The sequence below is a fragment of the Vibrio sp. 10N.261.52.C2 genome, assembly GCF_041471425.1.
Taxonomy (GTDB): domain Bacteria; phylum Pseudomonadota; class Gammaproteobacteria; order Enterobacterales; family Vibrionaceae; genus Vibrio; species Vibrio crassostreae_C.
In genome coordinates this window covers 15,031-39,961 of record NZ_JBFROH010000011.1, presented here as the reverse complement: position 1 = coordinate 39,961, position 24,931 = coordinate 15,031, and the positions used below count along the sequence as shown (strand labels likewise).

Annotated in this window: 26 protein-coding genes; 14 read left to right on the top strand and 12 right to left on the bottom strand. The window is 44.3% G+C overall.

Annotation, left to right across the window (positions count from 1 at the left end; all coding sequences use genetic code 11):
• Nucleotides 1–266: 266 nt before the first annotated feature.
• The 3 genes from map (at nucleotide 267) to AB4307_RS03830 (ending at nucleotide 4,470) form a co-directional block, all read left to right on the top strand.
• Nucleotides 267–1,145 (top strand): type I methionyl aminopeptidase, encoded by an 879-nt coding sequence (map, locus tag AB4307_RS03840; RefSeq protein WP_017060743.1) that lies wholly within the window; start codon nucleotides 267–269, stop codon nucleotides 1,143–1,145.
• Nucleotides 1,146–1,283: 138 nt separating this feature from the next.
• On the top strand, nucleotides 1,284–3,905 hold the full coding sequence (glnD, locus tag AB4307_RS03835; RefSeq protein WP_372102560.1) for a bifunctional uridylyltransferase/uridylyl-removing protein GlnD: 2,622 nt from the start codon (nucleotides 1,284–1,286) through the stop codon (nucleotides 3,903–3,905).
• Between the two features lie 181 nt (nucleotides 3,906–4,086).
• Complete coding sequence (locus AB4307_RS03830) at nucleotides 4,087–4,470, top strand: DUF3461 family protein (RefSeq protein WP_004734354.1); 384 nt, start codon at nucleotides 4,087–4,089, stop codon at nucleotides 4,468–4,470.
• A 153-nt stretch (nucleotides 4,471–4,623) separates the two neighbouring features.
• Here AB4307_RS03830 and truC read toward each other — a convergent pair whose 3' ends face one another.
• Both truC and AB4307_RS03820 read right to left on the bottom strand, forming a co-directional pair.
• Nucleotides 4,624–5,373 (bottom strand): tRNA pseudouridine(65) synthase TruC, encoded by a 750-nt coding sequence (gene truC / locus AB4307_RS03825; protein ID WP_017060745.1) that lies wholly within the window; start codon nucleotides 5,371–5,373, stop codon nucleotides 4,624–4,626.
• Entirely contained in the window at nucleotides 5,373–5,687 is a 315-nt protein-coding gene (locus tag AB4307_RS03820) for a YqcC family protein (RefSeq protein ID WP_372131161.1), read from the bottom strand. The genes truC and AB4307_RS03820 overlap by 1 nt, the downstream gene beginning before the upstream one ends.
• Nucleotides 5,688–5,774: 87 nt before the next feature.
• On the opposite strand from AB4307_RS03820, the gene AB4307_RS03815 reads away from it, so the two are divergent.
• Complete coding sequence (locus AB4307_RS03815; protein WP_017060747.1) at nucleotides 5,775–6,815, top strand: DUF3549 family protein; 1,041 nt, start codon at nucleotides 5,775–5,777, stop codon at nucleotides 6,813–6,815.
• Nucleotides 6,816–6,899: 84 nt separating this feature from the next.
• Complete coding sequence (locus AB4307_RS03810) at nucleotides 6,900–7,208, top strand: DUF3301 domain-containing protein (protein WP_004734358.1); 309 nt, start codon at nucleotides 6,900–6,902, stop codon at nucleotides 7,206–7,208.
• Here AB4307_RS03810 and AB4307_RS03805 read toward each other — a convergent pair.
• Nucleotides 7,174–7,692 (bottom strand): GNAT family N-acetyltransferase, encoded by a 519-nt coding sequence (locus AB4307_RS03805; protein ID WP_054547594.1) that lies wholly within the window; start codon nucleotides 7,690–7,692, stop codon nucleotides 7,174–7,176. The two genes, AB4307_RS03810 and AB4307_RS03805, sit on opposite strands and share 35 nt — an antisense overlap.
• A gap of 768 nt (nucleotides 7,693–8,460) precedes the next feature.
• Between AB4307_RS03805 and AB4307_RS03800 the strand changes: the two genes are divergently transcribed.
• Both AB4307_RS03800 and AB4307_RS03795 read left to right on the top strand, forming a co-directional pair.
• The gene (locus AB4307_RS03800; protein ID WP_004734360.1) at nucleotides 8,461–8,745 is read left to right on the top strand and encodes a hypothetical protein; all 285 of its coding nucleotides are present in this window, start codon (nucleotides 8,461–8,463) and stop codon (nucleotides 8,743–8,745) included.
• A 105-nt stretch (nucleotides 8,746–8,850) separates the two neighbouring features.
• Nucleotides 8,851–9,294, top strand: coding sequence for a YaiI/YqxD family protein (locus AB4307_RS03795; RefSeq protein ID WP_017063355.1), 444 nt, complete (start codon nucleotides 8,851–8,853; stop codon nucleotides 9,292–9,294).
• Nucleotides 9,295–9,406: 112 nt separating this feature from the next.
• Here the strand turns inward: AB4307_RS03795 and AB4307_RS03790 are convergent, their stop codons facing one another.
• From AB4307_RS03790 to AB4307_RS03780, 3 genes are all read right to left on the bottom strand, one after another.
• On the bottom strand, nucleotides 9,407–10,993 hold the full coding sequence (locus AB4307_RS03790; RefSeq protein WP_010436458.1) for an AbgT family transporter: 1,587 nt from the start codon (nucleotides 10,991–10,993) through the stop codon (nucleotides 9,407–9,409).
• Between the two features lie 388 nt (nucleotides 10,994–11,381).
• Nucleotides 11,382–11,507, bottom strand: a complete 126-nt coding sequence (ykgO, locus tag AB4307_RS03785; RefSeq protein ID WP_010436457.1) for a type B 50S ribosomal protein L36 — start codon at nucleotides 11,505–11,507, stop codon at nucleotides 11,382–11,384.
• Nucleotides 11,507–11,767 carry a type B 50S ribosomal protein L31 gene (locus AB4307_RS03780; protein ID WP_136982694.1) on the bottom strand — a complete coding sequence of 87 codons (261 nt, stop codon included), beginning with the start codon at nucleotides 11,765–11,767 and terminating at the stop codon, nucleotides 11,507–11,509. The genes ykgO and AB4307_RS03780 overlap by 1 nt, the downstream gene beginning before the upstream one ends.
• Nucleotides 11,768–11,891: 124 nt before the next feature.
• On the opposite strand from AB4307_RS03780, the gene tsaA reads away from it, so the two are divergent.
• From tsaA to AB4307_RS03750, 6 genes are all read left to right on the top strand, one after another.
• Entirely contained in the window at nucleotides 11,892–12,587 is a 696-nt protein-coding gene (gene tsaA, locus AB4307_RS03775) for a tRNA (N6-threonylcarbamoyladenosine(37)-N6)-methyltransferase TrmO (protein WP_017063354.1), read from the top strand.
• Between the two features lie 101 nt (nucleotides 12,588–12,688).
• Nucleotides 12,689–14,404, top strand: a complete 1,716-nt coding sequence (locus tag AB4307_RS03770; RefSeq protein WP_102428248.1) for a proline--tRNA ligase — start codon at nucleotides 12,689–12,691, stop codon at nucleotides 14,402–14,404.
• Between the two features lie 190 nt (nucleotides 14,405–14,594).
• Entirely contained in the window at nucleotides 14,595–15,284 is a 690-nt protein-coding gene (locus AB4307_RS03765) for a tellurite resistance TerB family protein (RefSeq protein WP_372102556.1), read from the top strand.
• Between the two features lie 164 nt (nucleotides 15,285–15,448).
• Nucleotides 15,449–15,652, top strand: a complete 204-nt coding sequence (locus tag AB4307_RS03760) for a YaeP family protein (RefSeq protein WP_372131158.1) — start codon at nucleotides 15,449–15,451, stop codon at nucleotides 15,650–15,652.
• A gap of 1 nt (nucleotide 15,653) precedes the next feature.
• Nucleotides 15,654–15,845, top strand: coding sequence for a DUF4250 domain-containing protein (locus tag AB4307_RS03755; protein WP_102306475.1), 192 nt, complete (start codon nucleotides 15,654–15,656; stop codon nucleotides 15,843–15,845).
• A 241-nt stretch (nucleotides 15,846–16,086) separates the two neighbouring features.
• Nucleotides 16,087–16,413 carry a hypothetical protein gene (locus AB4307_RS03750; protein WP_017072003.1) on the top strand — a complete coding sequence of 109 codons (327 nt, stop codon included), beginning with the start codon at nucleotides 16,087–16,089 and terminating at the stop codon, nucleotides 16,411–16,413.
• Nucleotides 16,414–16,911: 498 nt separating this feature from the next.
• Here AB4307_RS03750 and glyA read toward each other — a convergent pair whose 3' ends face one another.
• Entirely contained in the window at nucleotides 16,912–18,162 is a 1,251-nt protein-coding gene (gene glyA / locus AB4307_RS03745) for a serine hydroxymethyltransferase (RefSeq protein ID WP_017066387.1), read from the bottom strand.
• A 347-nt stretch (nucleotides 18,163–18,509) separates the two neighbouring features.
• Here glyA and AB4307_RS03740 point away from each other — a divergent pair, with 347 nt between their 5' ends.
• Nucleotides 18,510–19,112, top strand: coding sequence for a YitT family protein (locus AB4307_RS03740; protein ID WP_017060757.1), 603 nt, complete (start codon nucleotides 18,510–18,512; stop codon nucleotides 19,110–19,112).
• Nucleotides 19,113–19,293: 181 nt separating this feature from the next.
• Here AB4307_RS03740 and treC read toward each other — a convergent pair whose 3' ends face one another.
• The 5 genes from treC to gmhB all read right to left on the bottom strand — a co-directional run bounded on the left by treC (nucleotide 19,294) and on the right by gmhB (nucleotide 24,824).
• A complete protein-coding gene (gene treC / locus AB4307_RS03735) occupies nucleotides 19,294–20,979 on the bottom strand; it encodes an alpha,alpha-phosphotrehalase (RefSeq protein WP_372102554.1) in 1,686 nt (561 codons plus the stop codon).
• Nucleotides 20,980–21,120: 141 nt separating this feature from the next.
• Nucleotides 21,121–22,545, bottom strand: a complete 1,425-nt coding sequence (treB, locus tag AB4307_RS03730; RefSeq protein ID WP_017063347.1) for a PTS trehalose transporter subunit IIBC — start codon at nucleotides 22,543–22,545, stop codon at nucleotides 21,121–21,123.
• 204 nt (nucleotides 22,546–22,749) lie between these two features.
• Nucleotides 22,750–23,694, bottom strand: a complete 945-nt coding sequence (treR, locus tag AB4307_RS03725) for a trehalose operon repressor TreR (RefSeq protein ID WP_017071999.1) — start codon at nucleotides 23,692–23,694, stop codon at nucleotides 22,750–22,752.
• Between the two features lie 91 nt (nucleotides 23,695–23,785).
• Nucleotides 23,786–24,127: an MliC family protein gene (locus tag AB4307_RS03720; RefSeq protein WP_017060761.1), complete on the bottom strand. Its 342-nt coding sequence runs from the start codon at nucleotides 24,125–24,127 to the stop codon at nucleotides 23,786–23,788.
• Nucleotides 24,128–24,239: 112 nt separating this feature from the next.
• On the bottom strand, nucleotides 24,240–24,824 hold the full coding sequence (gmhB, locus tag AB4307_RS03715; protein WP_017060762.1) for a D-glycero-beta-D-manno-heptose 1,7-bisphosphate 7-phosphatase: 585 nt from the start codon (nucleotides 24,822–24,824) through the stop codon (nucleotides 24,240–24,242).
• Nucleotides 24,825–24,931: the final 107 nt, after the last annotated feature.

Sequence of the window (24,931 nt, the reverse complement as noted above, 5' to 3'; positions counted from 1 at the left end):
GGCGCGCTTTATACCATATTTTGTCTATCTATGGCTAGAAAAAATTCTAAAAATGGCGACTGCTATACTGATCTCTAAAGGTAAATTTTCTCTATAAAATAGTGTCTATATCAAGCAGGTTCTGCATCTGTTAACCGAACATTATTTAATCACGTTAACAGTATCCTCCAGTATTGTACGGACATGGTAATGTTGCGCTAAATTGCTGCACTGATAGAATAGCCCCAATATGCACACTTAGGTGCTACCAAATTAAGAGATATGCAATGGCTGTAAAAATTAAAACTGCTGAAGAAATTGAAAAAATGCGCGTCGCCGGCAAGCTGGCCGCTGACATTATTGAGATGATCGAACCTCACATCCAAGTGGGTACCACGACGGAAGAGCTCAATACGCTTTGTCATGAGTACGCTCTAGAAAGAGGTGCATACTCTGCGCCACTCGATTACCACGGTTTCCCTAAGTCTATCTGTACGTCTATCAATCATATTGTGTGTCACGGCATTCCCGCGTCACAAGACGAGACGGGTAGCACAGGTCAATTCAAACCTGCGGTACTCAAAGATGGCGACATTCTGAACGTTGATATCACAGTTATCATCCCTGATGACGCAAATGCCGATCTTAGTACTCGCCCTCAAGGCTACCACGGTGACACCTCTAAGATGTTCCTAGTGGGTGAGGTTTCACCTGCAAACAAGCGTCTGTGCATGGTTGCTCAAGAAGCACTTTACGAAGGCATGCGCCAAGTTAAGCCAGGTGTTCAACTTGGTCAAATCGGTACTGCTATCGAGAAGTACATCAAAACAAACAACAAGAACAACCCACGCGCTAAGTTCTCTATTGTTAAAGATTACTGTGGTCACGGCATTGGTTCTGAATTCCACGAAGATCCACAAGTAGTTCACTACAAGAACAGCGATCGCACCGTGCTAAAAGCAGGCATGTGCTTCACTATCGAGCCAATGATCAACGCGGGTAAGTTTGGCTGTCGTCTTGATGACGAAGATAGCTGGACAGTATACACAGCAGACAGCAAGAACTCGGCTCAATGGGAGCACACTCTGGTTGTAACTGATACTGGTTGTGAAGTACTAACACTGCGCAGCGATGATACAATCCCACGTATCATGAAGAACGCTTAGTTCACCGAACTGAGCGCATCAGCCTTTTAAAAATATCCTCGCATTGTCGAGGATATTTTTTATCCACTCAATTTCGATTTTCCATCAGCTTCTGTTAAATTGTTTACTATTCTCATTTGCTTGCACGGATAGCAGACTATGCCTTATCAATGCCCTCTTACGTTCAATGACGAACAAATTGAAATCTGCGAATTAAAAAATCAGCTCGAGATCTTCACGCAGTATCAAAAAAATGAATTTCTGAACCACCATCCCGTCACCGATTTGGTTCTACTCCGCTCCGAATACATGGATTTACTTCTCAATCGTTTGTGGGAAAATTTCGGATTCAACAAACTGCCTCATATTTCACTTGTCGCAGTGGGTGGTTATGGTCGTGGCGAACTGCATCCTTTGTCTGACATTGATATTCTCATTGTCTCGCAAAAAACACTACCACCAGCTCTTGGTGAAAAGGTCAGTCAATTCATTACTCTACTTTGGGATTTAAAGCTCGAAGTTGGCCATGCTGTGCGAACTATTACTGAGTGTCTCGATATCGGCACCGATGATTTAACCGTCGCGACCAACCTACAAGAGTCGCGATTGTTATGTGGTAGTGAAGACACTTTCCAAGAACTAAAACTGAAGATTCATTCCGATTCATTTTGGCCAAGTGAGACGTTTTACAAAGCCAAGATTCAAGAACAGAGAGAGCGTCATGCTCGCTACCACGACACCACCTATAATTTAGAACCGGACATCAAATCGACTCCGGGAGGGCTCAGAGACATCCATACCCTGAGCTGGGTTGCGCGTCGCCACTTCGGCGCGACCTCTTTGTTAGAGATGAGCAAATACGGCTTTCTGACCGATGCTGAATATCGTGAGCTCGTTGAGTGCCAAGATTTTTTATGGCGTGTTCGCTTTGCATTGCATATTGAACTGCGCCGTTACGACAACCGTTTAACGTTCGCGCATCAAGCTCAAGTCGCTGAACATCTGGGTTATACGGGTGAAGGAAACCGTGGTGTTGAGATGATGATGAAAGAGTTCTACCGAACTCTTCGTCGTGTTGCTGAACTGAATAAGATGCTGCTTAAGCTGTTCGATCAAGCGATCATCAATGGCGGTCAAACCCAAGATGCTGAAATTCTCGATAGTGATTTCCAACGTCGAGGTTCGTTGATCGAAGCGCGCAAGCCTGCCCTATTCCAAGCAAGACCAGAAACCATTCTCGATATGTTCATCCATATCGCCAATGACTCGACTATCGAAGGGGTAAGTCCACCAACATTGCGACAACTGCGTACGGCACGCCGTCGATTGAACCGATTCCTGCATACCATTCCTGAAGCTCGTGACAAGTTCATGGATCTAGTTCGCCACCCTAATGCCCTGCACAAAGCCTTTAGCTTAATGCACAAATTGGGCGTGCTCTCTGCGTACTTACCGCAGTGGAGCCAGATCGTTGGTCAGATGCAGTTTGACCTATTCCATGTTTACACCGTGGATGAGCACAGTATCCGCCTGCTCAAGCACATCAACCGCTTTGGTCAAGTCGAAAACCACGATAAGCACCCTATCTGCTGTGAAGTCTATCCTCGAGTACAGAAGAAAGAGTTGCTTATCCTTGCCGCTATCTTCCATGACATCGGCAAAGGCCGCGGCGGAGACCACTCTGAGATAGGTGCGGTTGAGGCTTACTCTTTCTGTATTGAACACGGGCTATCGAAGCCTGAAGCCAAACAAGTCGCGTGGTTGGTACAAAATCACCTATTGATGTCAGTAACGGCTCAACGTCGTGATATCTACGACCCAGATGTGATCACCGAATTCGCCAAAAAAGTGCGTGATGAAGAATCACTCGAGCTACTGGTTTGTTTAACCGTTGCCGATATCTGTGCGACTAACCCTGAGCTATGGAACAGTTGGAAACGAACCCTGTTAGCTGAGCTGTTCCACTCAACGCAGCGAGCACTGCGCCGCGGCTTGGAAAACCCTGTCGATGTCAGAGACCGTATTCGTCACAACCAACAAATGGCATCAGCACTGCTGCGTAAAGAAGGCTTCACCGCTCGTGAGATTGAAGTGTTGTGGCAACGCTTTAAGGCCGATTATTTCTTGCGTCACACACATAAACAAATCGCTTGGCACTGTGAGCACTTACTTCGCCTAGAAGACCCAAGCCAACCGTTAGTGCTGATCAGTAAGAAAGCGACGCGCGGTGGCACAGAAGTGTTCGTTTATTGTAAAGACCAAGCAGCACTGTTTGCGACCGTGGTTGCCGAACTCGACAGACGTAACTTTAACGTTCATGACGCGCAGGTCATGGTTAGCAAAGATGGTCATGTTTTGGATACCTTTATCGTACTAGACCAGCACGGCGAAGCGATTGATGAAGCAAGACACAAAGCCGTTGCTAAACATCTGACTCATGTATTGACTGATGGCCGCCCGACTAAGATTAAGACGCGTCGCACGCCACGTAACTTGCAACACTTTAAGGTCAAAACCTTAGTTGAGTTCCTACCAACCAAGAGCAAGAAACGTACCTTGATGGAGTTAAGAGCTCTTGATACGCCGGGGTTATTGGCTCAAGTCGGTGCAACCTTTGCGGAGCTAGACATCAACTTGCACGGTGCGAAAATCACCACGATAGGTGAGAGAGCTGAAGATTTGTTTATTCTGACCAGTGATGCGGGAGGCAGACTGTCTGAAGAACAGGAACAAGCGCTAAGAGAAAGGTTAACTGAGCATGTTTCAGAACTCGCACCTTAGAAAGCGAATTCAGTCTAAAAACAGGTTTAATAACCAAATAAGTGTGGGCAAAGATAGAGAGCGATCTTGCCCACAACTTACAATCAATTCACAGATATCAACTATCTAGCTCGTCGTTAGGCTGCTACATTGATCAAGTCAATTACATAAAAGTATTACATTCATAACCTAGAGGTCGCTTATGTATCCAAACCTCACTGGCTTAGGTATCCACGAACCTAAACAGATTGAACGTTACTCCCTTCGCCAAGAAGCGCACAAAGATATCCTGAAGATTTACTTTCGTAAGCAGAAAGGGGAACTGTTCGCGAAAAGCGTTAAATTTAAGTACCCACGACAAGTAAAAAGTGTGCTTGTTAGCGGTGGCAATAATCAATACAAAGAAGTGACAGAGATTAACCGCAACCTCACTCTTGTGATTGATGAACTCAACAAAATCACCAAACCGACGCCAACGGCTGAGGTGGATGTGAAGCAGAAGATCCTTACCGACTTACGCCATCTAGAGAAAGTGGTATCAAGCAAGATCGCTGAGATCGAAGCTGATCTAGAAAAGCTAAAATGATCCCGCGACTAACTATTACTGTTAACTAACCAACATTAGTTATGCCGTTAAGGTTATACAGATACAAAAAGGGCTGATATCACTATCAGCCCTTTGTTTTTTATTCTATTTTCTCTATTCACTTAGACTGGAGATTGCCTAAACACGCGAGACTTACTTAGACAAGCAAGTTTGAGCATCGATTAAGTTAGTATCCCACTCAAAGGTTTCAAACAACCTTAGCCAAGTTTCATCAAGGTTGGCCTTCATCACCAACTCTTCTTTTGTGAAAGGATGGATAAAGCGAAGCTCAGAAGCGTGCAACAACAAACGATGCGAATCTAAATCATCACGGAACAGTCGATTGTGCTTACCATCACCATGTGAAGTATCACCGACAATCGGATGTCTTAGATGAGCCATGTGACGACGCAGCTGATGTTTGCGACCTGTCTTTGGCATCATCTCAACCAAGCAGTAGCGGCTCGTAGGAAAGCGTCCTGTTGAATATGGCACTTCTACTTTTGCTAGCGGTTCATAGACTGTCACTGCCTCTTGCGCTTCTTTGTCTTCTTTCGCGAACTTATCTGCGATCTTATCCAGCTCAACCTTAAGTGCATAATCGAGCGTATCGCCCTCTTCTATCCAACCACGGACAATCGCATGATAGGTTTTTTGCATCTCATGATTAGCGAACATTGGCATCACCTGTGAAGCAACCTCACTCGACAACGCAAACACCAACACACCCGATGTCGGTCTGTCTAAGCGGTGTAATGGAAATACATGCTGACCAATTTGATCGCGCAATGTCTGCATAACAAATTGCGTTTCGTGTTTATCCAACCATGAACGATGCACTAGCATGCCAGCGGGCTTATTCACCGCGACAAAGTACTCATCTTGATAAATGATCTCTAACATTACGCACATACCTCATCAATGCTCTGAATTGTCACTAGCAGTTCGACTTTGTCTGCCTCATTTTTCCACACTTCACCAAAATAAGGATGGATAGCAAAGCCTTTCGGTAGGCTCATTTGGGCATCCATCATTGCGTTGATCTTAACGATAAAGATCCACTGCAACCACTCTTCCGGTTGTAACGAATCAATCCCGAAAGGTTCAACGCTCGCCAGAGCTTCATCCGAAGGCGGAAGCGTGCTCCATAGCGAACATTGGCGCATTTGTTGTTCTAATTGTTGAAGTAAAAGAGGTAACTTTGTGGCTGCTGTCATTTTTCACCAAGTTATTTATCTAGTGACCTTGAAATTGGGGCATAGAGTACCATCTATTTAGGAAAGAAAGTTAGGAGCTTTATTACTATGGAAACGATTCACACGCTCACTCAGTTACTAAAGAATAGCGGTTGCCAGTACGATATCTACGACCTAGGTCGCCGTATTCAGAAGATCGACAACACCTTATTCTCTGATGTTGAGCAAGGGAAACAGCCGTACCCATTTCCACTTCAGAAACAAGCTCACTTAGCGATTAGTTACTGGAACGAACACAAGCAACCTTGGATCTGGTTCCTAAAATTCAAACTGGACGAAAGAGGCCTATTACATCAAGGTGATGTCGGCAATTTCCTTAAGTTTGTTATCGAAGCGATGGGCACACGTTTGAACGGTGAGATCAGCGAAGAGCAACAACAAAAGCTGTCAAACAACCCATATACCTTCAAGCCTTCAGAAGACAAAATGGCCGTGTTCCATAGCCAAGTAAGAGCAGGTTTAGACCTTGCAACGAGCCAATACTACGAACACGCTCAACACTACTTCACAGGCGATCTAGGCTGGGACAACTGGAAAACCGTTGGCCTACAAGGCATCACTGATATGTGTGCTCGTTTAGGCAGCCAACAAAATGGTGTCGCGATTCGCAAAGCATTGAATAAGCTGCCTTCAGAACCTCTATACGCGACTCTCGGGGCGCTTGAGCATACGCAAATCAATGACAAGCTCGCTCAACGCTTACAAGAAATGGCAGAGAATGAGATTAACAGTCAAGAGCCAGATCTGTTCTTACTGTCAGCACTGGTACGTGCCCTTTCTGGCGCAGAGCAAAGCACAACCAACGCCGTAATTAACCAAGTTCTGGCTAGCCCGCGCTTAAGCCACCAAGAAGTATTGATTGGTTTGGCTGGTCGCAGCTGGCACGCACTGCAAGATCCTGCGATTGCTGAGCAGTTCTTGCTGCGTCTCGCACAAACGGGCAACCAAAACTTGTTCAATCAGTTATTTGCAGATTTAGTGATGATTCCGACACTGAGAATGGTATTTTTACCATTATTGAACTCGAACCCATCACCAGAACTCGCCAATGCACTTGTAGAATTACAACAAGCGGCTAAGTCGCAATAGATACCAGACAGAACAGCTCAGTAGCTCATAACAAAAAGCTCAAATCACGAACGGAATAGAGAGATAAAAGGAAGTATGGATTAAATGATAGATAACTTATTGGCTATTTTGATGCTGTGCTTCTTTTGCTTTTTCTTTTGGCAGCAGCGCAGGCAATCAGAGCTTGCGAAAACTGCCATTGCGAGAAAATGTAAAGAGCTCGACTTGCAGCTACTAAGCGTTGCCTTCAGTGGTCATAAATTTAAGATGCGCCATGAGCTAACCACCATTTGGCGCTGGCACACTGTGTACCAATTTGAGTTTTCAGCATTGGGTGATGATCTGTACCAAGGAAAACTGACTATGGTCGGCTTCCGCTCTATGCGGTTTGAGCTACAGCCTCATAGAATGTAACGTCGCAAAACTCGGTATAACGATATTCATGATAAGGGCCAAACTGATCTTGTTTGGTCTCTTTAAATGCAAAGCCTAACTTTTCGAGTAACTTAATCGATGGGTTATGACCGACATTAACGGTCGCAACCACATTCGTTAGGTGCTCTTCAAAACACACCAAACTGAAGAAAGGTTTTAGCACTTCGCTAGCAAGACCTTGATTCCAAAATTCTTTATCCAAAATAAAGCCAAGCTCATGCTGACCCTCTTCTGATGAAACAAAGACATGTCCAAGATATTCACGGGTTTGGTTATGGATAATCGCGCGGCAGAAGCCGGCGTTGTCTTGCAGTATCTCTTGAAATAAGAGCTTCGCAGAGGCAATAGAGTGCGGCCCATTCATTTCAGCACGATTAATGGGGCAGCAATTCAACTTGATAAAGTCGTGTTGTAGCTGTTCGGTATAAGGTACCAACAGCGTTCTTGAGGTTGCTATCGTCATAAAACACTCCTTGTGTTGACTATTAGCAGAAAAGCAGATGTCGCGCTCTTAGATAAAAGCTCCTGAATTAAAGAGAGCCCCTAGGTAGAGAAAAGCCTCAGATAAAGAAAAGCCCCGACACCGAAGTGTCAGGGCTAGGGTCTTACTCGCAGCAGTCCGGCTACTAATAAATGCTCCATGCATCATCCATAATAGTGGCTGTAATCCTTCAGCTCTTTCCTTTACTTCGCCGTCCTAGCGGTGTCCAATCATCCTGAAAGCTAACAATCCTAGTTAGCGCACATCACTTGTTCCGTGAGCGGTGTCCTTTACATCGTCCTGATGCTAATCCAACCCTTTAAATCCTAAAGGTGTCCATTGTCATTCCGTTGCAGCTAACTTCCTGTTAACTGGCTGTATCCCTACAATGTCCTTACGCTCCATGCTTGACTACTCAATCCTAAGTAACCAAATCTTCATCCTGAAGATAACCAAATCCTTGGTGCTTTCCTGTTCCGTGTCAGAATCCTTCCGACAAGGTTTAATTTACGCGATTTAGGATTTTGGACAATAGATTTGCATCACACTTTCAATTCAATAAAGTTGTTAATTATATAAAACAATTAAAATTCAAAAGCTTAACCATATGCACTTAAATCTCTCTAGTGATGTATTCGTGTTATCTCACAGCCTTTGTAAGAGATCTCTCACAAGCTATGGACGGTTTTATGATTCGCTATCATTCACCGGAGCGAGTAAAATGACCAAAGACTAAAAATGGAGGTCAACATGCTGACAAAAGATGTGTCTGAAGAGTTGAAATCAGTGCTTGAAGGACTGCAAGCACAAGGGAAAGAGCCGACAGTTGCTTTAGTTAAAGCTCGTATGAGCACATCCGTTCCGATGCCAGCTTTAATCATGACTATCAAAAGCTGGAAAAGCGCCAATCGCGTCCCTAAAGTGGAAGTCGCGACACAAGAAGAGCCGGCACTTGATCGTGTTAGCCAACTGGAAAAGCAAATCCTTGAACTTACCGCTCGCGTTGCCACGCTTGAAGCCAAATTAACTGAGTAATAAGTTAACTGAACAATAAGTTAACTGAACAATAAGTTAACTGGCCAATAAGGCAACTGAGCAATAAGTTGACCGATAAATAAGCTAACAGAGAAATAGAACACTATGAAGATATGGGTTGATGCGGACGCTTGTCCAAAGGTTATCCGAGAAACAATCGTACGCGCAGCTGAGCGCACAGGGGTTGAATGTACCTTTGTGGCAAACCATCTGGTTCCCGTTCCTAAACGCAATAACATTCACTCAATTCAAGTGCCAAGCGGGTTTGATATTGCTGATGATGAAATCGTAAAGCGCACTGAACCCGGCGATCTTGTGATTACATCCGATATCCCTCTGGCTGACGAAGTGATCACTAAAGGTGGGCAAGCACTCAGCTCTCGTGGTGAGCTTTACACCAAAGAGACCATTAAAGCGCGTCTGAACATTCGTGACTTTATGGATACCATGCGCTCAAGTGGCATCCAAACGGGTGGACCAAGTGCCCTTTCTCAAACCGACCGTCGTGAGTTTGCCAACCACTTAGATAGAATTCTAGCCAAACGCTAGCTGGCTCATCCGAGCTTAACCTAGTTCTATCTCTCCATAAAAAATCAAAAAACCTGCAAACAATGCAGGTTTTTTTAATATCAATTAGAAGAAGGTTTCCCCTACTCTACAACTAAGGCGTGTAGTACGTTGCAGCGCCTGGACCTACTGGTAGACCGAATACGAATACCCATAGGTAGAACAAGATGCTCCAACCAAACATGAATACCATTGAGTAAGGCAACATTGTCGCGATCAGTGTACCGATACCTAGGTTCTTCATGTAGCGAGTTGCTACGGCAAGGATAAGACCGAAGTAGCTCATCATTGGTGTAATGATGTTGGTTGTTGAATCACCGATACGGTAAGCCGCTTGAATCGTTTCAGGTGCGTAGCCTACTAGCATTAGCATTGGAACGAAGATTGGCGCTGTTACTGCCCACTGTGCAGAAGCTGAACCGATCATCAGGTTAATGAAACCACACATTAGGATGAATGCGAAGAACAACATTGGACCCGTTAGGCCGATATCCTGAAGGAATGTTGCGCCGCCTACAGCAACCACTTGACCAAAGTTCGTCCACTTAAAGAAAGCAACAAACTGTGCAGCAAAGAATACAAGAACGATGTACATGCCCATTGAAGACATCGACGTTGCCATTGCATTAATCACATCACGGTCATTCTTCATTGAACCGGTAATTTTGCCGTAAACAAAACCAGGAATAGCAAAGAATACAAAGATAAACGCGACGATACTTTTCAGGAATGGAGAGCCTGAAATCGTGCCCGCCTCTGAACGTAGAACACCGTCAGCAGGAACAACAGTCCAAGCTAAAAGCGCACTCACGATTAATACAGCGACACCCGCCAATCTAAGGCCTTTCTTCTCAATAGCAGTAAGCTTACCCATTGAGTCATTTGAAAGATCTTCAGACGCGTCTTCGACATTGTATTTACCCAGTTTAGGTTCAACAATCTTCTCTGTTACCAATGCGCCGGCAATCGAGATAAAGAAGGTCGAAATAAACATGAAGTACCAGTTTGATTCAGGGCCAACAGAGTAAGATGGATCAAGCATTTGTGCTGCTGTTTCTGTGATACCAGAAAGCAGTGGATCAACCGTACCGATAAGTAGATTTGCAGAATAACCACCAGATACACCAGCAAATGCTGCCGCTAGACCTGCTAATGGGTGACGACCCAATGAGTGGAAAAGCATTGCTGCAAGAGGGATAAGTACTACGTAACCCAGCTCTGAAGCCGTGTTAGAGATAATACCGGCAAATACCACGGTTACAGTAACCATGCGCTGAGATGCGCCCATTACCATGCCGCGCATTGCCGCAGATAATAGACCTGAGTGCTCAGCAATCGCAACACCTAGCATTGCAACAAGTACAGTACCAAGTGGCGCAAAGCCAACAAAGTTCGAAACTAGATTCGTTACGATGAGTTGTAAGCCTTCAGCATTAAGTAAGCTTACAACGTGGATCATACCATCAGCAGCACGACCACTAGCACCTTCAGGGCGAGGGTCCATGACAGACACTTCAAAGTAACCAGCAATACCTGAAGAAACTAGGATTGCGACACAGAAGATAGCAAAAAGAGTGATTGGGTGGGGTAAAAGGTTCCCCAAATATTCAACGCTGTCTAAAAAGCGTGTGAAAATAGGTTTTTTTGGTGCGTTGTTTTTTATTGAAGCAGATGAACTCATCTGTTCCCTCCTTGTGTAGTTATTCCTGTGCAATTGTGACAAAGATGTTCAAATTGCCAGCGAAGGGTACGCGACAAAAATATCAATTAGAAATTCAAAATGTTACAAAGTGTGTAACAAACGACGACTTTTAACTCTATTTGAACAATTAATTAGCAAATAAATCTATATTAAACACAAAAACTAGATTTATAATTTACAACAACGCATTCACTAGAAATATAACTCACAATATAACCCATTGATTCACTTGAAAATAAAACACATCGTACGTTAAATACACACTCGATATCCGGTTAAGTTCCTCTCGAAGGAAAAGAAAAACAGACAAATGAATGAAGTTTGACTTTCCCCTCGTTTTTACACACATGTCACATCATATTGACGGTTATTTTTGAACCGCTTTAAATCTTGGATTGGATTTACAGATCACATAGTGACGCCCTCTACGCTTAACTATCTGGCAATCAGGGTGACGGCTTTTCGCACTTTTAAGTGATTTAACAACTTTCATTATTTAGCTCCCTTACCTAATTGACCAAAACGACGAGTGAAGTTCGCAACGCGTCCCTCTTTATGTAGCACTCGTTGTTTGCCCGTATAGAAAGGATGCGACTTTGGCGACACCTCAATCGTGAAGTAAGGGCAAGTATTGCCGACTTCCCATTCGATAGTACGGTCTGTTTTTAGCGTTGAGCCGATTAAGAAGTACTCATCGACACTGGTGTCATGAAAAACCACGGGACGGTAATCTGGATGGATATTCGGTTTCATTGTATTCCCCTTAAATAACCAACTTGATATGTTATAACACTACAAGTGACAATTGTTATCAAAAGAAAAACAAGCGATTTTATGATATTTTTCCGTCTTAATCGTAATCAGAGAACACCCAACTATGTACACAATTGAACCTGTTGGCTTTATTGAGTCTCCTTATAAAGAGAAGTTCGCTGTGCCAAGGCAGCCCAGGTTGGTACCCACATCCACCTCAAGAGTCAGATTGGTTGATGCAGCAAACTGCCTTGAGTCTGTTCGTGATATAGAGCAATTTAGCCATGTTTGGTTACTATTTCTGTTCGACAAGAACCTTGAAGCAGGCTGGAAACCAACTGTGAGGCCACCTCGCCTTGGCGGGAATGAACGTATTGGTGTATTCGCGTCACGTGCCACATTCAGACCAAATGGAATTGGCATGTCTGCGGTTGAACTAAAAGGTGTGTCTCAAGAGAAAGGACAGACTTGGTTGGATCTCGGCAGCGTCGACTTAGTAGACGGTACACCGATCATCGACATCAAGCCTTATATCCCCTATTCAGATTCGATTCCGGATGCATTGGGAGGGTTTGCCGCCGATGAACCAGAAGTGCTCGACGTTAACTTTTCGCAGCAAGCTCAAAGTAAGCTCGCAAGCCATCCACAAGCGCGCCATATCATTCAGGTGATCAAAGAAGTATTAGGCCAAGATCCGCGACCTGCCTATAAAAAAGGCAAGCCTGACAACAAGGAATATGCGGTAAATTTGTTCAATCTTAACGTGAAATTCGTGGTTGAAACGCTTTTCATCAATGTAACTGACATTGAACGCTTTTGAGATACCAAATAGGCTGATATTATATGCGGCTATATCAGATTTGCTGTGGTTACGAACGACAGCAAGTTTTCTTTTATCAATGATGAAACGGATACCATAGAATGCGTACCAGTAACTACCTTCTTTCTACTCTGAAAGAGACTCCAAACGACGCAGAAGTTATCAGCCACCAGCTGATGCTACGTGCAGGTATGATCCGTAAGCTAGCTTCAGGTTTATATACTTGGCTACCTACTGGTCTACGTGTACTGCGTAAAGTCGAAAATATCGTTCGCCAAGAGATCGATAATGCAGGTGCCGTTGAAATCTTGATGCCCGTAGTTCAACCGTTTGAGCTTTGGGAAGAGACTGGCCGTTCTGAAAAGATGGGGCCTGAGCTACTTCGTTTCACAGACCGTCACTCTCGTCCATTTGTTCTTAGCCCAACAGCTGAAGAAGTGGTAACGAGTCTAGTACGTAACGAGATCAGCTCTTACAAACAGCTACCTCTAAATCTGTACCAAATCCAGACTAAATTCCGTGATGAGCGCCGCCCTCGTTTTGGCGTAATGCGTGCACGTGAATTCTCTATGATGGATGCGTACAGCTTTGATATCGACAAAGAAGGCTTAGAAAAGTCTTACCAAGCGATGCACGATGCTTACTGTAAAGCATTCGACCGTATGGGCCTTGAATACCGTCCAGTATTGGCAGACTCTGGCGCAATCGGCGGCAGCGGCTCTCAAGAGTTCCACGTTCTTGCTGAAAGCGGCGAAGACCTAATCGCATTCTCAACTGAGTCAGATTACGCAGCAAACATCGAAAAAGCAGAAGCACTTGCTCCTACTGAAGATGCAGCAGCACCAACTCAAGAGATGGAACTGGTTGATACACCAAATGCGAAAACTATCGCAGAATTGGTAGAGCAACACGGTCTAGCAATCGAGAAGACTGTTAAGACTCTATTCGTTAAAGCTTCTGATGAAGTAGACGCTGATATCATCGCGCTAATCATCCGTGGTGACCACGAACTGAACGAAGTGAAAGCAGAGAACCTTCCACAGGTTGCTTCTCCGCTAGAGATGGCTTCTGAAGAAGAAATCCGCGCACTTGTTGGTGCAGGTCCTGGTTCACTTGGACCTGTTGGCCTAGAGCTACCATTCATCGTTGACCGCTCTGTTGCTGTAATGAGCGACTTTGGCGCTGGTGCAAACGTAGATGGTAAGCACTACTTCGGCATCAACTGGGGTCGTGACGTTGAGCTTGCTCAAGTTGAAGACCTACGTAACGTAGTTGAAGGTGACCTTAGCCCATGTGGTAAAGGTACTATCCAGCTTAAGCGTGGTATCGAAGTGGGTCACATCTTCCAACTGGGTAATACTTACTCTAAAGCAATGAACTGTAACGTGCTTGGTCCTGATGGTAAGAGCGTAATCCTAGAGATGGGTTGTTACGGTATCGGTGTTTCACGTGTTGTTGCATCTGCTATCGAGCAAAACCACGATAAATTCGGTATCACTTGGCCAGACGCACTAGCGCCGTTCCAAGTTGCTATCGTACCAATGAACATGCACAAATCTGAGCGCGTTAAAGAAGCAGCTGAGAAGCTATACGCTGAATTAACAGCTATGGGTATCGAAGTTTTATTCGATGACCGTAAAGAGCGCCCTGGTGTTATGTTTAAAGATATCGAGCTTGTGGGTATCCCTCACACTATCGTTATCGGCGATCGCAGCATGGACGAAGGTAACTTCGAATACAAAAACCGTCGTACTGGTGATAAAGAAGCTATCGCAATGGACACGGTTATCGAGCACCTTAAGGCTCAACTAGCTTAGTAATCCGATTACTGACTAGATAAACATTGAAAGGCTGCCGTTAGGTGGCCTTTTTTGTGCCTGTCATTTCGCTTCAAACTCCCTTCTATTTATCAGTAGAGTAAATAACGTAAGTTAATCCCCTGTTCATCTTTAAATCCGTATATTGGTGTCATCAACTTTTTGGACATGCTCACCATTGGAGGTATCGATGGATATCAAAAGCTTACTGAACCAAGCACTTAAATCAGATCTCGTAAAACAAGGTACTCAGAAACTTTCACAAGGGTCTTCAAGTTTAAGTGGCCTTTCTCAAGGCAGCAATAGCAAGAGTAGCAGTAAAAGTACACTCGGAGCCTTCGGTGCAGGCGCAGTTGGCGGAGGACTGTTAGGTGCGTTAATGGGCTCTAAGAAGACTAAGAAAATGGGTAAGAAAGCGGCTGGGATTGGCGGCGCAGCAGCACTGGGCGCTTTGGCTTATAAAGTCTACAACGACTACCAGTCCAAACAAGGCCAGACACCTAACGTCGAACAGGCTCAGTTTGATGAAAATGATGCAAACCACAGCGTGCTGATTCTACGATCGATGATTGCCGCGTCTAAAGCTGATGGCCATGTTGATGAAGAAGAGATGGCTAAGATAGAGGAAGCCGTCGAGAATATGGGCGCTGATTATCAACTGACTAAATTGGTCTCTGAAGAACTGCATAAGCCACTCGACCCAAGCGAAATCGCTCAACTGGCAACGTCACCTCAACAGGCGAGTGAGATCTACTTAGCCTCTTTGATTGTGGCCGACGAACAGAATTTCATGGAAAAGGCGTACCTGAAAGAGCTCGCGAAACAGCTCAATCTTGCTGATGAAGTCACCTATCAACTTGAACAACAAGTCTCTGGCTAATCGGCAAGTACCAAACGAAGCCGTAAAGAACGGCCTAAGCAGCGAGCTAACCAAGTGAGATATTGAGCAAGGACAAACTAACTCTGAACTTAATCAGATCCACTTTGTTTTTGCTTATCTCTATGTGTATATTGAGATCAGTTATCATTTGGTTAGGTATAAAAATGAAAGTATACGATTGTTGTGATTTGGTGCGTGAACTGTATTCTCAAATTGGCAGTGGCGACCAAGGCTATATCCCTAAAGCGATCACCTGCGCGGTAAAAACATTGAATGACCTTGCTGCAGATGAATCTCTTCCTATAGAAGCGCGTGAGCGTGCAGCATTTGCCGCTGCAAACCTGCTGATCTCAGATTTCGAGGACTAATATGAACCTCGCTAATTTTGAAAAAATGGATCCTGTGATGTTGATGAGTATCGTCAACATGAAGCTTCGTGACGACTTCGGCGGTGATTTAGATCGAGTGGTCAACTTCTACGAAATCGACAAAGCAGCATTGATCGCAAAGCTCGCATCTGCTGGTTTTGAGTATCTTCTAGAAGCTAAACAGTTTCGATAGTCGTTAAAAAAATCTTCCTATTTAAAGGCCAACCTCTGTGTTGGTCTTTTTTTTGGTGATACGTAACAAGCAAACATGCAGCAAACATGCAGCAAACACGTTATAAATTATCTGTCTGCACCTATACTTTTATATCTTAGAGTCAACGAACGCGCCTTGAACCAAAGCGTATTGTTGTATAGGCTACCCAAACTAGCATATAAAACTCATCACCCAACTTGATGATAGTGAAGGATTAACAATGAAAAGACTCGGACTTTTAGCCGTTATCGCAGCCGCACTCACCGCAGGTTGCGCTTCAAATACTCAGCAAGACAACTTTCGCGAAGCCTCTTTTGAGCTGTGTAATACTGAAGTCGATATTTACTCTGTAAGCCATGATGAACGAGTTCGTATTGTCTGTTCTGATGGCTCTAAATTCGCTTTGAACAGCGAAGACACATTAGAAGTGATGCGTGACATCAACATCGACTACTGTGATGGCGAAGGCCTAGGTAAGTTCAGTGAAAGCCGCCACTACTACTCTTTCAAGTGTAAGTCAGGCACCCTACTTAGCATCAAAAAGTAGAATCGACACTACCAAATACCAAAGGGTTGATGTGAAAGCATTAACCCTTTTTAATACCCGCTTTTCTTTACTCTTAATCCCAAATCCACCAGCCACCAGATACAAAAAATAGCTCCTTTAAAGAAGCCTCTAGTATCATTGCTTTTCAAAGTAGTTGTTTGAAATTCTAAGAGAGCACGCAGAGATTACGGGTGTAAGTGAGCATGCTCGACAACAATTTTAAAACTTCCAAGTACAAAAAAGCCCCTATTAAGGAGCCTCTAGTATCAATATTTTTCAAAGTAGTTGTTTGAAATTCTAGGAGAGCACGCGGAGCTTACGAATGTAAGTGAGCATGCTCGACAACGTAATACCCAAAAAAACAAAAAAAGCTCCCAACAGGAGCCTTTCAAATCGTATTTTTCAATCAAATAGCTTTAGTTCAAGGAAAAGGCGCGGAGTTTACGAATGTAAATGAGCACCTTTGACACAGAAATTAAGCTATTTGAGCCAGAAAAATTAAGCGTAAACAGGTAGACGCTTACAGATCTCTAATACTTTTGCTTTCGTTGCTTCGATAACAGACTCATCGCCCATGTTATCTAGGATGTCACAGATCCAACCTGCTAGCTCTTTCGCGTCTGCTTCTGAGAAACCGCGACGAGTGATAGAAGGAGAACCGATACGGATACCTGAAGTAACGAATGGGCTACGTGGGTCGTTTGGTACTGAGTTCTTGTTTACAGTGATGTTTGCTGCACCTAGTGCTGCATCTGCTTCTTTACCTGTGATGTCTTTGTTGATTAGGTCAACTAGGAACAGGTGGTTCTCTGTAGAACCTGAAACGATGTTGTAACCACGAGCTAGGAATTCAGCAACCATTGCTTTTGCGTTAGCAACAACGCGTGCTTGGTATTCTTTGAACTCTGGCTCTAGAGCTTCTTTGAACGCTACTGCTTTACCAGCGATAACGTGCATTAGAGGACCACCTTGGCCGCCTGGGAATACTGCTGAGTTCAGCTTCTTGTAAAGATCTTCGCCTTCGTTAGAAAGGATTAGACCACCACGAGGACCCGCAAGCGTTTTGTGCGTCGTTGTAGTTACTACGTGAGCGTGTGGCACTGGGTTCGGGTAAACGCCTGCAGCGATTAGACCTGCTACGTGAGCCATATCTACGAACAGGTAAGCACCTACTTTGTCAGCGATTTCACGCATGCGCTTCCAATCACAGATTTGAGAGTAAGCAGAGAAACCACCGATGATCATCTTAGGCTTGTTCTCGATAGCCAGCTTTTCCATCTCTTCGTAATCGATTTGACCCGCTTCATCGATACCGTAAGGGATGATGTTGTAAAGCTTACCAGAGAAGTTTACTGGAGAACCGTGAGTTAGGTGACCACCGTGTGCTAGGCTCATACCTAGAACCGTATCGCCTGCATTTAGTAGTGCCATGTATACAGCGTTATTTGCTTGAGAACCTGAGTGAGGCTGTACGTTTGCGTACTCTGCACCAAATAGTTCACATGCACGTTCAATTGCTAGAGTTTCAACTTTGTCTACGTACTCACAACCACCGTAGTAACGCTTGCCTGGGTAGCCTTCAGCGTATTTGTTTGTTAGCTGAGAACCTTGAGCTTCCATTACACGTGGGCTTGTGTAGTTTTCTGAAGCGATAAGTTCGATATGCTCTTCCTGACGAAGAGTTTCTTCTTGGATAGCTGCGAATAGATCCGCATCGTAATCAGCAATGTTCATGTCACGCTTAAGCATCTGTATCTCCTGACTCAGATTGTACTGAAAGTTTCAAAAAAACCACACAACGACCGAAAGCAAACGTTTCCGTCACCGTTTTGATGTGACGCATTCTACATAATTTGATCTAGGTCATAAAGAGCTAATTGCAATTTTATCATGCAGTTTTTTCATAATCACAAATAAGATTCATCATGGTTATTTGGCTTATCCAACCAAAGATGGCGCTTACTGTCAATTTTACGCTTTACACCCTGTAAAACGCAGATTACATAGGTTTACCTTAATTTTGCCCCTCAAGCTACCGAAAGCTAAGGTTTTTCTCTACTATGCACGCCTTTATTGGTTAGGTAATTATAAAAACGATGGAAAAACACTCACGTAAAGAAGATTGGGTAGCGATTCTCACTGGCACGTTTTTAGTGGCGTTAGGCGTCTTCTTTTTACAGTCAGCGAACCTGCTTACCGGGGGCACTACTGGCTTGGCTCTGCTTTTGAGTCAATTCTTGCCTGTAACCTTTGGTATTTTGTACTTTGTTGCCAATTGTCCATTCTATTTATTAGCATGGAAACGATTCGGCCGTAGCTTTGCTATTAGCAGTGCGATTTCTGGTGCTTTAGTGTCTGTGTTTGCCGATCATTTATACTTAGTTATCTCGCTAGAAGTTCATAACGAGATCTATTGTGCTGTTGCCGGCGGCTTATTAATGGGCTTAGGTATGCTAATCCTATTCCGTCACCGCTCAAGTCTGGGTGGCTTCAACGTACTGTGCTTGTTTATCCAAGACCGCTACGGTATCTCGGTAGGCAAAACACAAATGGGTATTGATGCGTGTATTCTGTTTGCATCGTTCTTCTTCGTGTCACCTTGGGTGATTGCCGTATCTGTATTAGGCACCGCAGTATTGAACATCGTATTGGCAATGAACCACAAACCAACTCGCTACTCGGTGAATTACGCGTCTTAAAGTTCATTACCTGCTCTGTCGTTGCTGGCACTCGATGCTCAAACTTCTAGCAAGTAGACTCGAGGCACGATATTCCAGCCATCACTAAAACAAAAAAGGCTTTGGGAAGCACTCCAAAGCCTTTGTAGAAGCCTAATCTTTTAAGGGGAATCAAAATTAGGCTCATTGAAATGAAACAAAGTTACCCTTCAATCAAGAGAATACGAGTCTCGTAAGGACGTAACACTTGATGATGTAATGCAACTGAAGTGTTCGCTTGTTGATAGTTAGACAACAGACTCTTCGCCTTAGTCATATCAAAACGTTCCGGTAAAACGCACTCCGCCTCTTCACCATAATAGTTGTTAATACACAGCAAGGTTTGCCCTTCGTTCTCACGTGCATATGCAAAAATGGATGAGTGATCAGGCAATAGATCTTGATAGCTGCCATCTGTAATCACTGGCACTTGTTTACGTAACTCAATCAAACTCTTATAGAAATAGAAAACAGAGTCTTTGTCTTCCAGTGCTTGCTCAGCGTTAATCCCAGGGTAATTATTCGCTACATCAAGCCATGGCTGAGCTTGTGAGAACCCTGCGTAAGGCTCACTGTTCCATTGCATTGGTGTACGAGAGTTATCACGAGACTTCTGCGCCAAAATCGCCATCATATCTTCATGAGCCACACCATCACGATTCACCATGATGTCGTACATATTGGTACTCTCTACATCACGATACTGGCTGATCTCGGTGTAACCTGGGTTGGTCATACCAATCTCTTCACCTTGATAGATATACGGCGTGCCTTGCATCATGTGAACAGAAGCGGCAAGCATCTTGGCTGATTCAACGCGATATTGCTGATCGTTACCTAAGCGGCTCACCACTCTTGGTTGGTCGTGGTTACACCAGAATAGTGCGCCCCACCCTTTGCCATTCAATCCCGTTTGCCAGTGGTTAAAGATCGATTTGAGCTGTAAGAAATCAAACGGCGCATTGGTCCACTTCTCACCATTGGTGTAATCGACCTTAAGGTGGTGGAAGTTAAACACCATCGATAGCTCACTGTTATCAACGTTTGAGTATTGCTGGCAGTGTTCCAACGTGGTTGAAGACATCTCGCCTACGGTCACGCTGCCGTACTTCTGGAATACCGCTTCGCTGATCTCTTTCAGGTATTCGTGTACACGTGGACCATCGGTATAGAAACGACGGCCATCACCGATATCATCATTAGGAAAGTCTTGCTGCTTCGAAATCAGGTTGATCACATCCAAGCGGAAACCATCAACGCCCTTTTCTGCCCAAAAGCTGATAACGTCTTTCACTTCTTCACGTACAACCGGGTTCTCCCAGTTGAGGTCAGCCTGTTCTTTGGCGAATAAGTGTAGGAAGTATTGCCCAGTCGCCTCATCTAGTTCCCACGCATTACCACCGAACTTAGACTGCCAGTTAGTTGGTGCTTGACCATCTACGGGATCTTTCCATATGTAGTAGTCGCGGTATGGGCTGTTTTTATCACCCAATGCTGACTGAAACCACGCATGTTCTGTTGAGGTGTGGTTTACCACGATATCCATCACGATACGAATACCACGTTGGTGCGCTTCAGCCAGCAATAGGTCGAAATCTTCCATGGTGCCGAATTGAGGATTAATCGCGTAGTAGTCTGAGATATCGTAACCATTATCGATCATAGGAGATGCGTAAACCGGGGTTAGCCAAATCGCATCGACACTCAAATGTTTGAGGTAATCCAGTTTCGAAATGATCCCTTTGATGTCGCCAGTACCTTTACTGCCACTGTCACAAAAGCTCTTTGGGTAGATTTGATAGATGGTTGCGGTTTTCCACCAGCTTTCATCATGTTCAGTCATCGCCATCTCTAACACTCACTTACCAGAAAATATAAAATAAAAATCACCATGTGAATCATGGTCGAATAGCCGTTATAACTAAAAGAAAAAGCTATAACTAAGAGAAAAAGCGATAACTCATTTTGGAGTCATCGCTTATTCAATGCATTACGCGTTCGCGGTTTCTAACTCACCCTTGGATTGGGCTCGCTTGTAGAAAAACAGGGTTAGCGTGATAGGCAGTACTATCGCCACCAGCATCGCGACTAGGTAAATCGACCAATATTGAGGTTGAATCGATAGGATGCCCGGCAAGCCGCCGACACCGATACCATTCGCCATCACACCCGCGCTACCACAGATTGCGGCTGCAACAGCACTACCAATCATTGCGCTCAGCATTGGGAATTTGTATTTAAGGTTAATACCGTACATCGCAGGCTCTGTTACACCTAAGTAGGCTGAGATTGCCGCAGGAACCGAGATATCTCGTTCACCTTCACGCTTACTCAAGATAATGATGCCGACTACTGCCGATGCTTGTGCAATGTTTGATAGTGCAATCAAAGGCCAAATTGGTGTCCCGCCTAAGTCTTGCATCAGTTGCAGATCCACCGCGTTGGTGGTGTGGTGAATACCCGTGATAACCAAAGGTGCGTATAGGAAACCAAAAACCACTGAACCAAGAATCGCAAAATCACCTGTCATTGCCGCTTTAGCTGCGAATGCCACACCATCGCCTAACATACGACCGAATGGGCCAATGAAAGCGTGCGCTAGAATCACAGACAAAATAATCGATACAAATGGCACCACAACTAGGTACAAGTAAGCAGGGACGATGCGCTTAAGATTGGTTTCAATGAACGCCAAAGCCACACCCGCTAACATTGCTGGGATCACCTGAGCCTGATAACCGACCTTCTCAATCACAAACAGTCCAAAATCCCATACCTCAGGTACCGATTTACCTATCATGTATGCGTTCATGAGTTGTGGTGAAACTAAGGTCACACCGAGCGTGATACCCAAAATTGGGGTTCCGCCAAGCTTCTTAACCGTAGCCCAACACACACCAACCGGTAGGAAGAAGAAAATAGCTTCGCCGATCAACCATAAGAAAGAGTGAACGGTTGCCCAGAATTGACTGATTTCAACTAAGGTTTTGCCGTCGAACATGCGAATGTCGCCAATCACATTACGGAAACCAAGAATCAAACCACCTGTAATGATGGCAGGCAGCAGTGGTACGAAAATTTCGGCTAAATGGGAGATACCACGCTCAAGGAAGTTCATATTTTGACGAGCAGCCAGCTTCGCCTCATCTTTTGATGATGCCTCTTTACCTGTCTGTTCAATCAGAAGTGCGTACACTTCATCAACTTCAGTGCCAATCACAACTTGGAATTGGCCTGCGTTAGTAAAACAGCCTTTTACTAGCTTCAGTTTTTCGAGTTCAGCTTTGTTGGCCTGCTCTGTATCGTTCAATACAAAACGCAGTCGAGTCAGACAGTGGCTGACACTCGCAATGTTTTCTTTACCACCGACTAACTCGATAAGACGCGCAACGTCTTGCTTCGCTATCTTACTCATACTACCCCACCCTGGTTTCATTCAATTACTCTTCTAAACCATGCAGCTATAACCACTTCGATTTAGATTGATGGGAACATTCCCAATCACGGTTATTATAATGCCCACATGAATGATAAATTAAAATGGGAACAGTCCCATTAATTGAAAGAGATCACACTCTAATTTTAATCTAAGCGGTTCAATTTCGCTTAATTGAGTGGATTATAGAATCGGAGATTGAGTGTGATGAGAGATCTCTGAATTGCCTAAAAGCTGAGAGATCAATAGATTAGCGGCCAATTTACCTGCAGATTGATACCCAGGATCAATGCTAAATACTCGAGGGAACAAGAAAGAGAGAAGATCATTACCACCAACGCCGGTGACGACCACATCTTCACGTTGTCGCTCTTGCAGACGTTTGATCACACCGAGAGCCAATGTGTCACTAGCACAGACTATAGCTTGGGTGTTAGGTGTTAGTACCTCATCCACCAGCTGATAAGCACTTTCGTGATGAAGTTGACCAGTACGATAGTTTGCCACCGAACCTGTGTTTTCACACCAATCGAGATAAGCCTTAAGACGCAGTTCACCGGTTGATTTATCACTAGGATCAACCCCGATAAAGCCAATGTCAGAGATCCCTTGATCCGATAAATGCACCAACGCACTATTGATCACCTGTTGGTTATCATAGTTAATCGACGTCACGTTCTCGGTATCCAGAGCAATCACCACCGCTTTGTGTTCCCAAGCTTCGATTGCCGGAATATCGCAGTCAGTAAAACCAAATACAATAATGCCATCAACGTTACGACGCTTTAGAACTTGCAGGTGCTCATTGGCTTTATCTCTATCAAGTTGGCTTTCCATGATCACGACATCGTAATCCGCTCGATACAACTCGGCCAGCATCGTGCTAACGGCTTTGTTTTCAGAGGGAGAGTCCAAACGAGAGATAATCACGCCGATGACTTTTTGGCTGCCACCGCGCATCGATTGCGCAGATTTTGAAGGCGTGTACCCAGATTCTTGAATTACTCTTTCCACCCTTTCACGGGTTTCAGGTTTCACTTTTGGATCATTGGTCAGAACGCGTGATACGGTTGACTTACCAACACCGGACAGCTTTGCAATATCAAGAATAGTGAGTTTTTTGCTCATAAAAAGTCTAACGTTAAAGGGAAGAGAAGAAAAAGTGAGGGTAGATTCCCTCACTTAACTGTTTGTAAATACTAGCAGTTCTTACTATGACTTACTTTTGGCAATTTCGATAGACTACGCGACCAAGTTCTAGACGCGCATTGTCACCTTTCGTGCGCAAAGTGATGCTGTTAATCATCTCTGAAGTGCCATCATCTAAGATGTATTTGGTTCCTGAGCCCGCTGGAACTTGAGTCAGGCGGTATTCATTATCAGGCAAGCGTAGTACCGCTTTTTCATTATCAAGGTAAGACACATCAAACGAGACGTCAGACTCACATTGATAAGTCGCGAATTGATCATTCGATGTTGCGCTATCAGTCTCAGGGGCTGCTGATTTAGAGCACCCAACCAATGCTACTGTACATAGAGATGCTACCAACATAGCTTTCATACTTCGTTCCTCATCTTTATATAGTCAACGACACTTAGCCTATTCACAGGTTCGAACAAACCTAATGTAAGTGCCTAATGATAGGTCCATACCTTAGTGATAAATAAAACGTTTAGCCTTTTAAGAAAGCGGGTACGTCTTTAATGCTATCAAGTACCACGCTAGCCAACGCTTCACCTTTTTCAGTGATGGGTTTACCCGTTCTTACCAAGACTTTAGTACCAACACCTGCTGCTTCTGCAGCCATCATGTCTTCCGCTTTATCGCCGATCATGACCGAGTTAGCCATATCAATCTTCAGAAAGTCACGAGCAGAAATGAACATGCCTGGCTTTGGCTTACGACATTCACAATCTTGCTTGTAGTCACCAATACCGTGCTCAGCGTGGTGAGGACAGTAATAAATGCCATCGAGCTCGACACCATTATCAACAAAGTTCCAATCCATCCACTGCGTTAAAGAAAGAAAACGGTCTTCACTAAACATGCCGCGAGCAATACCAGATTGGTTGGTCACTAGCACCAATAAATAACCCATATCTTTAAACGCTTTCGCCGCTTCAAACACACCATCGATGTATTCAAAGTCATGCTCATCATGTACGTAGCCGTGATCAACGTTAATCACTCCATCACGATCTAAAAAAACAGCAGGTTTAGACAAAATTTTGTTCTCTATCAACTCTCTATTAATCATTAATTATTACACGCTTTATTTGCTTCATCACTATCTATTTAGTTTTGCGTTCGTTAACGATTTGTTTCTAGCTTAGCCATACAATCGACGTTTAGCCGTCTAGACGT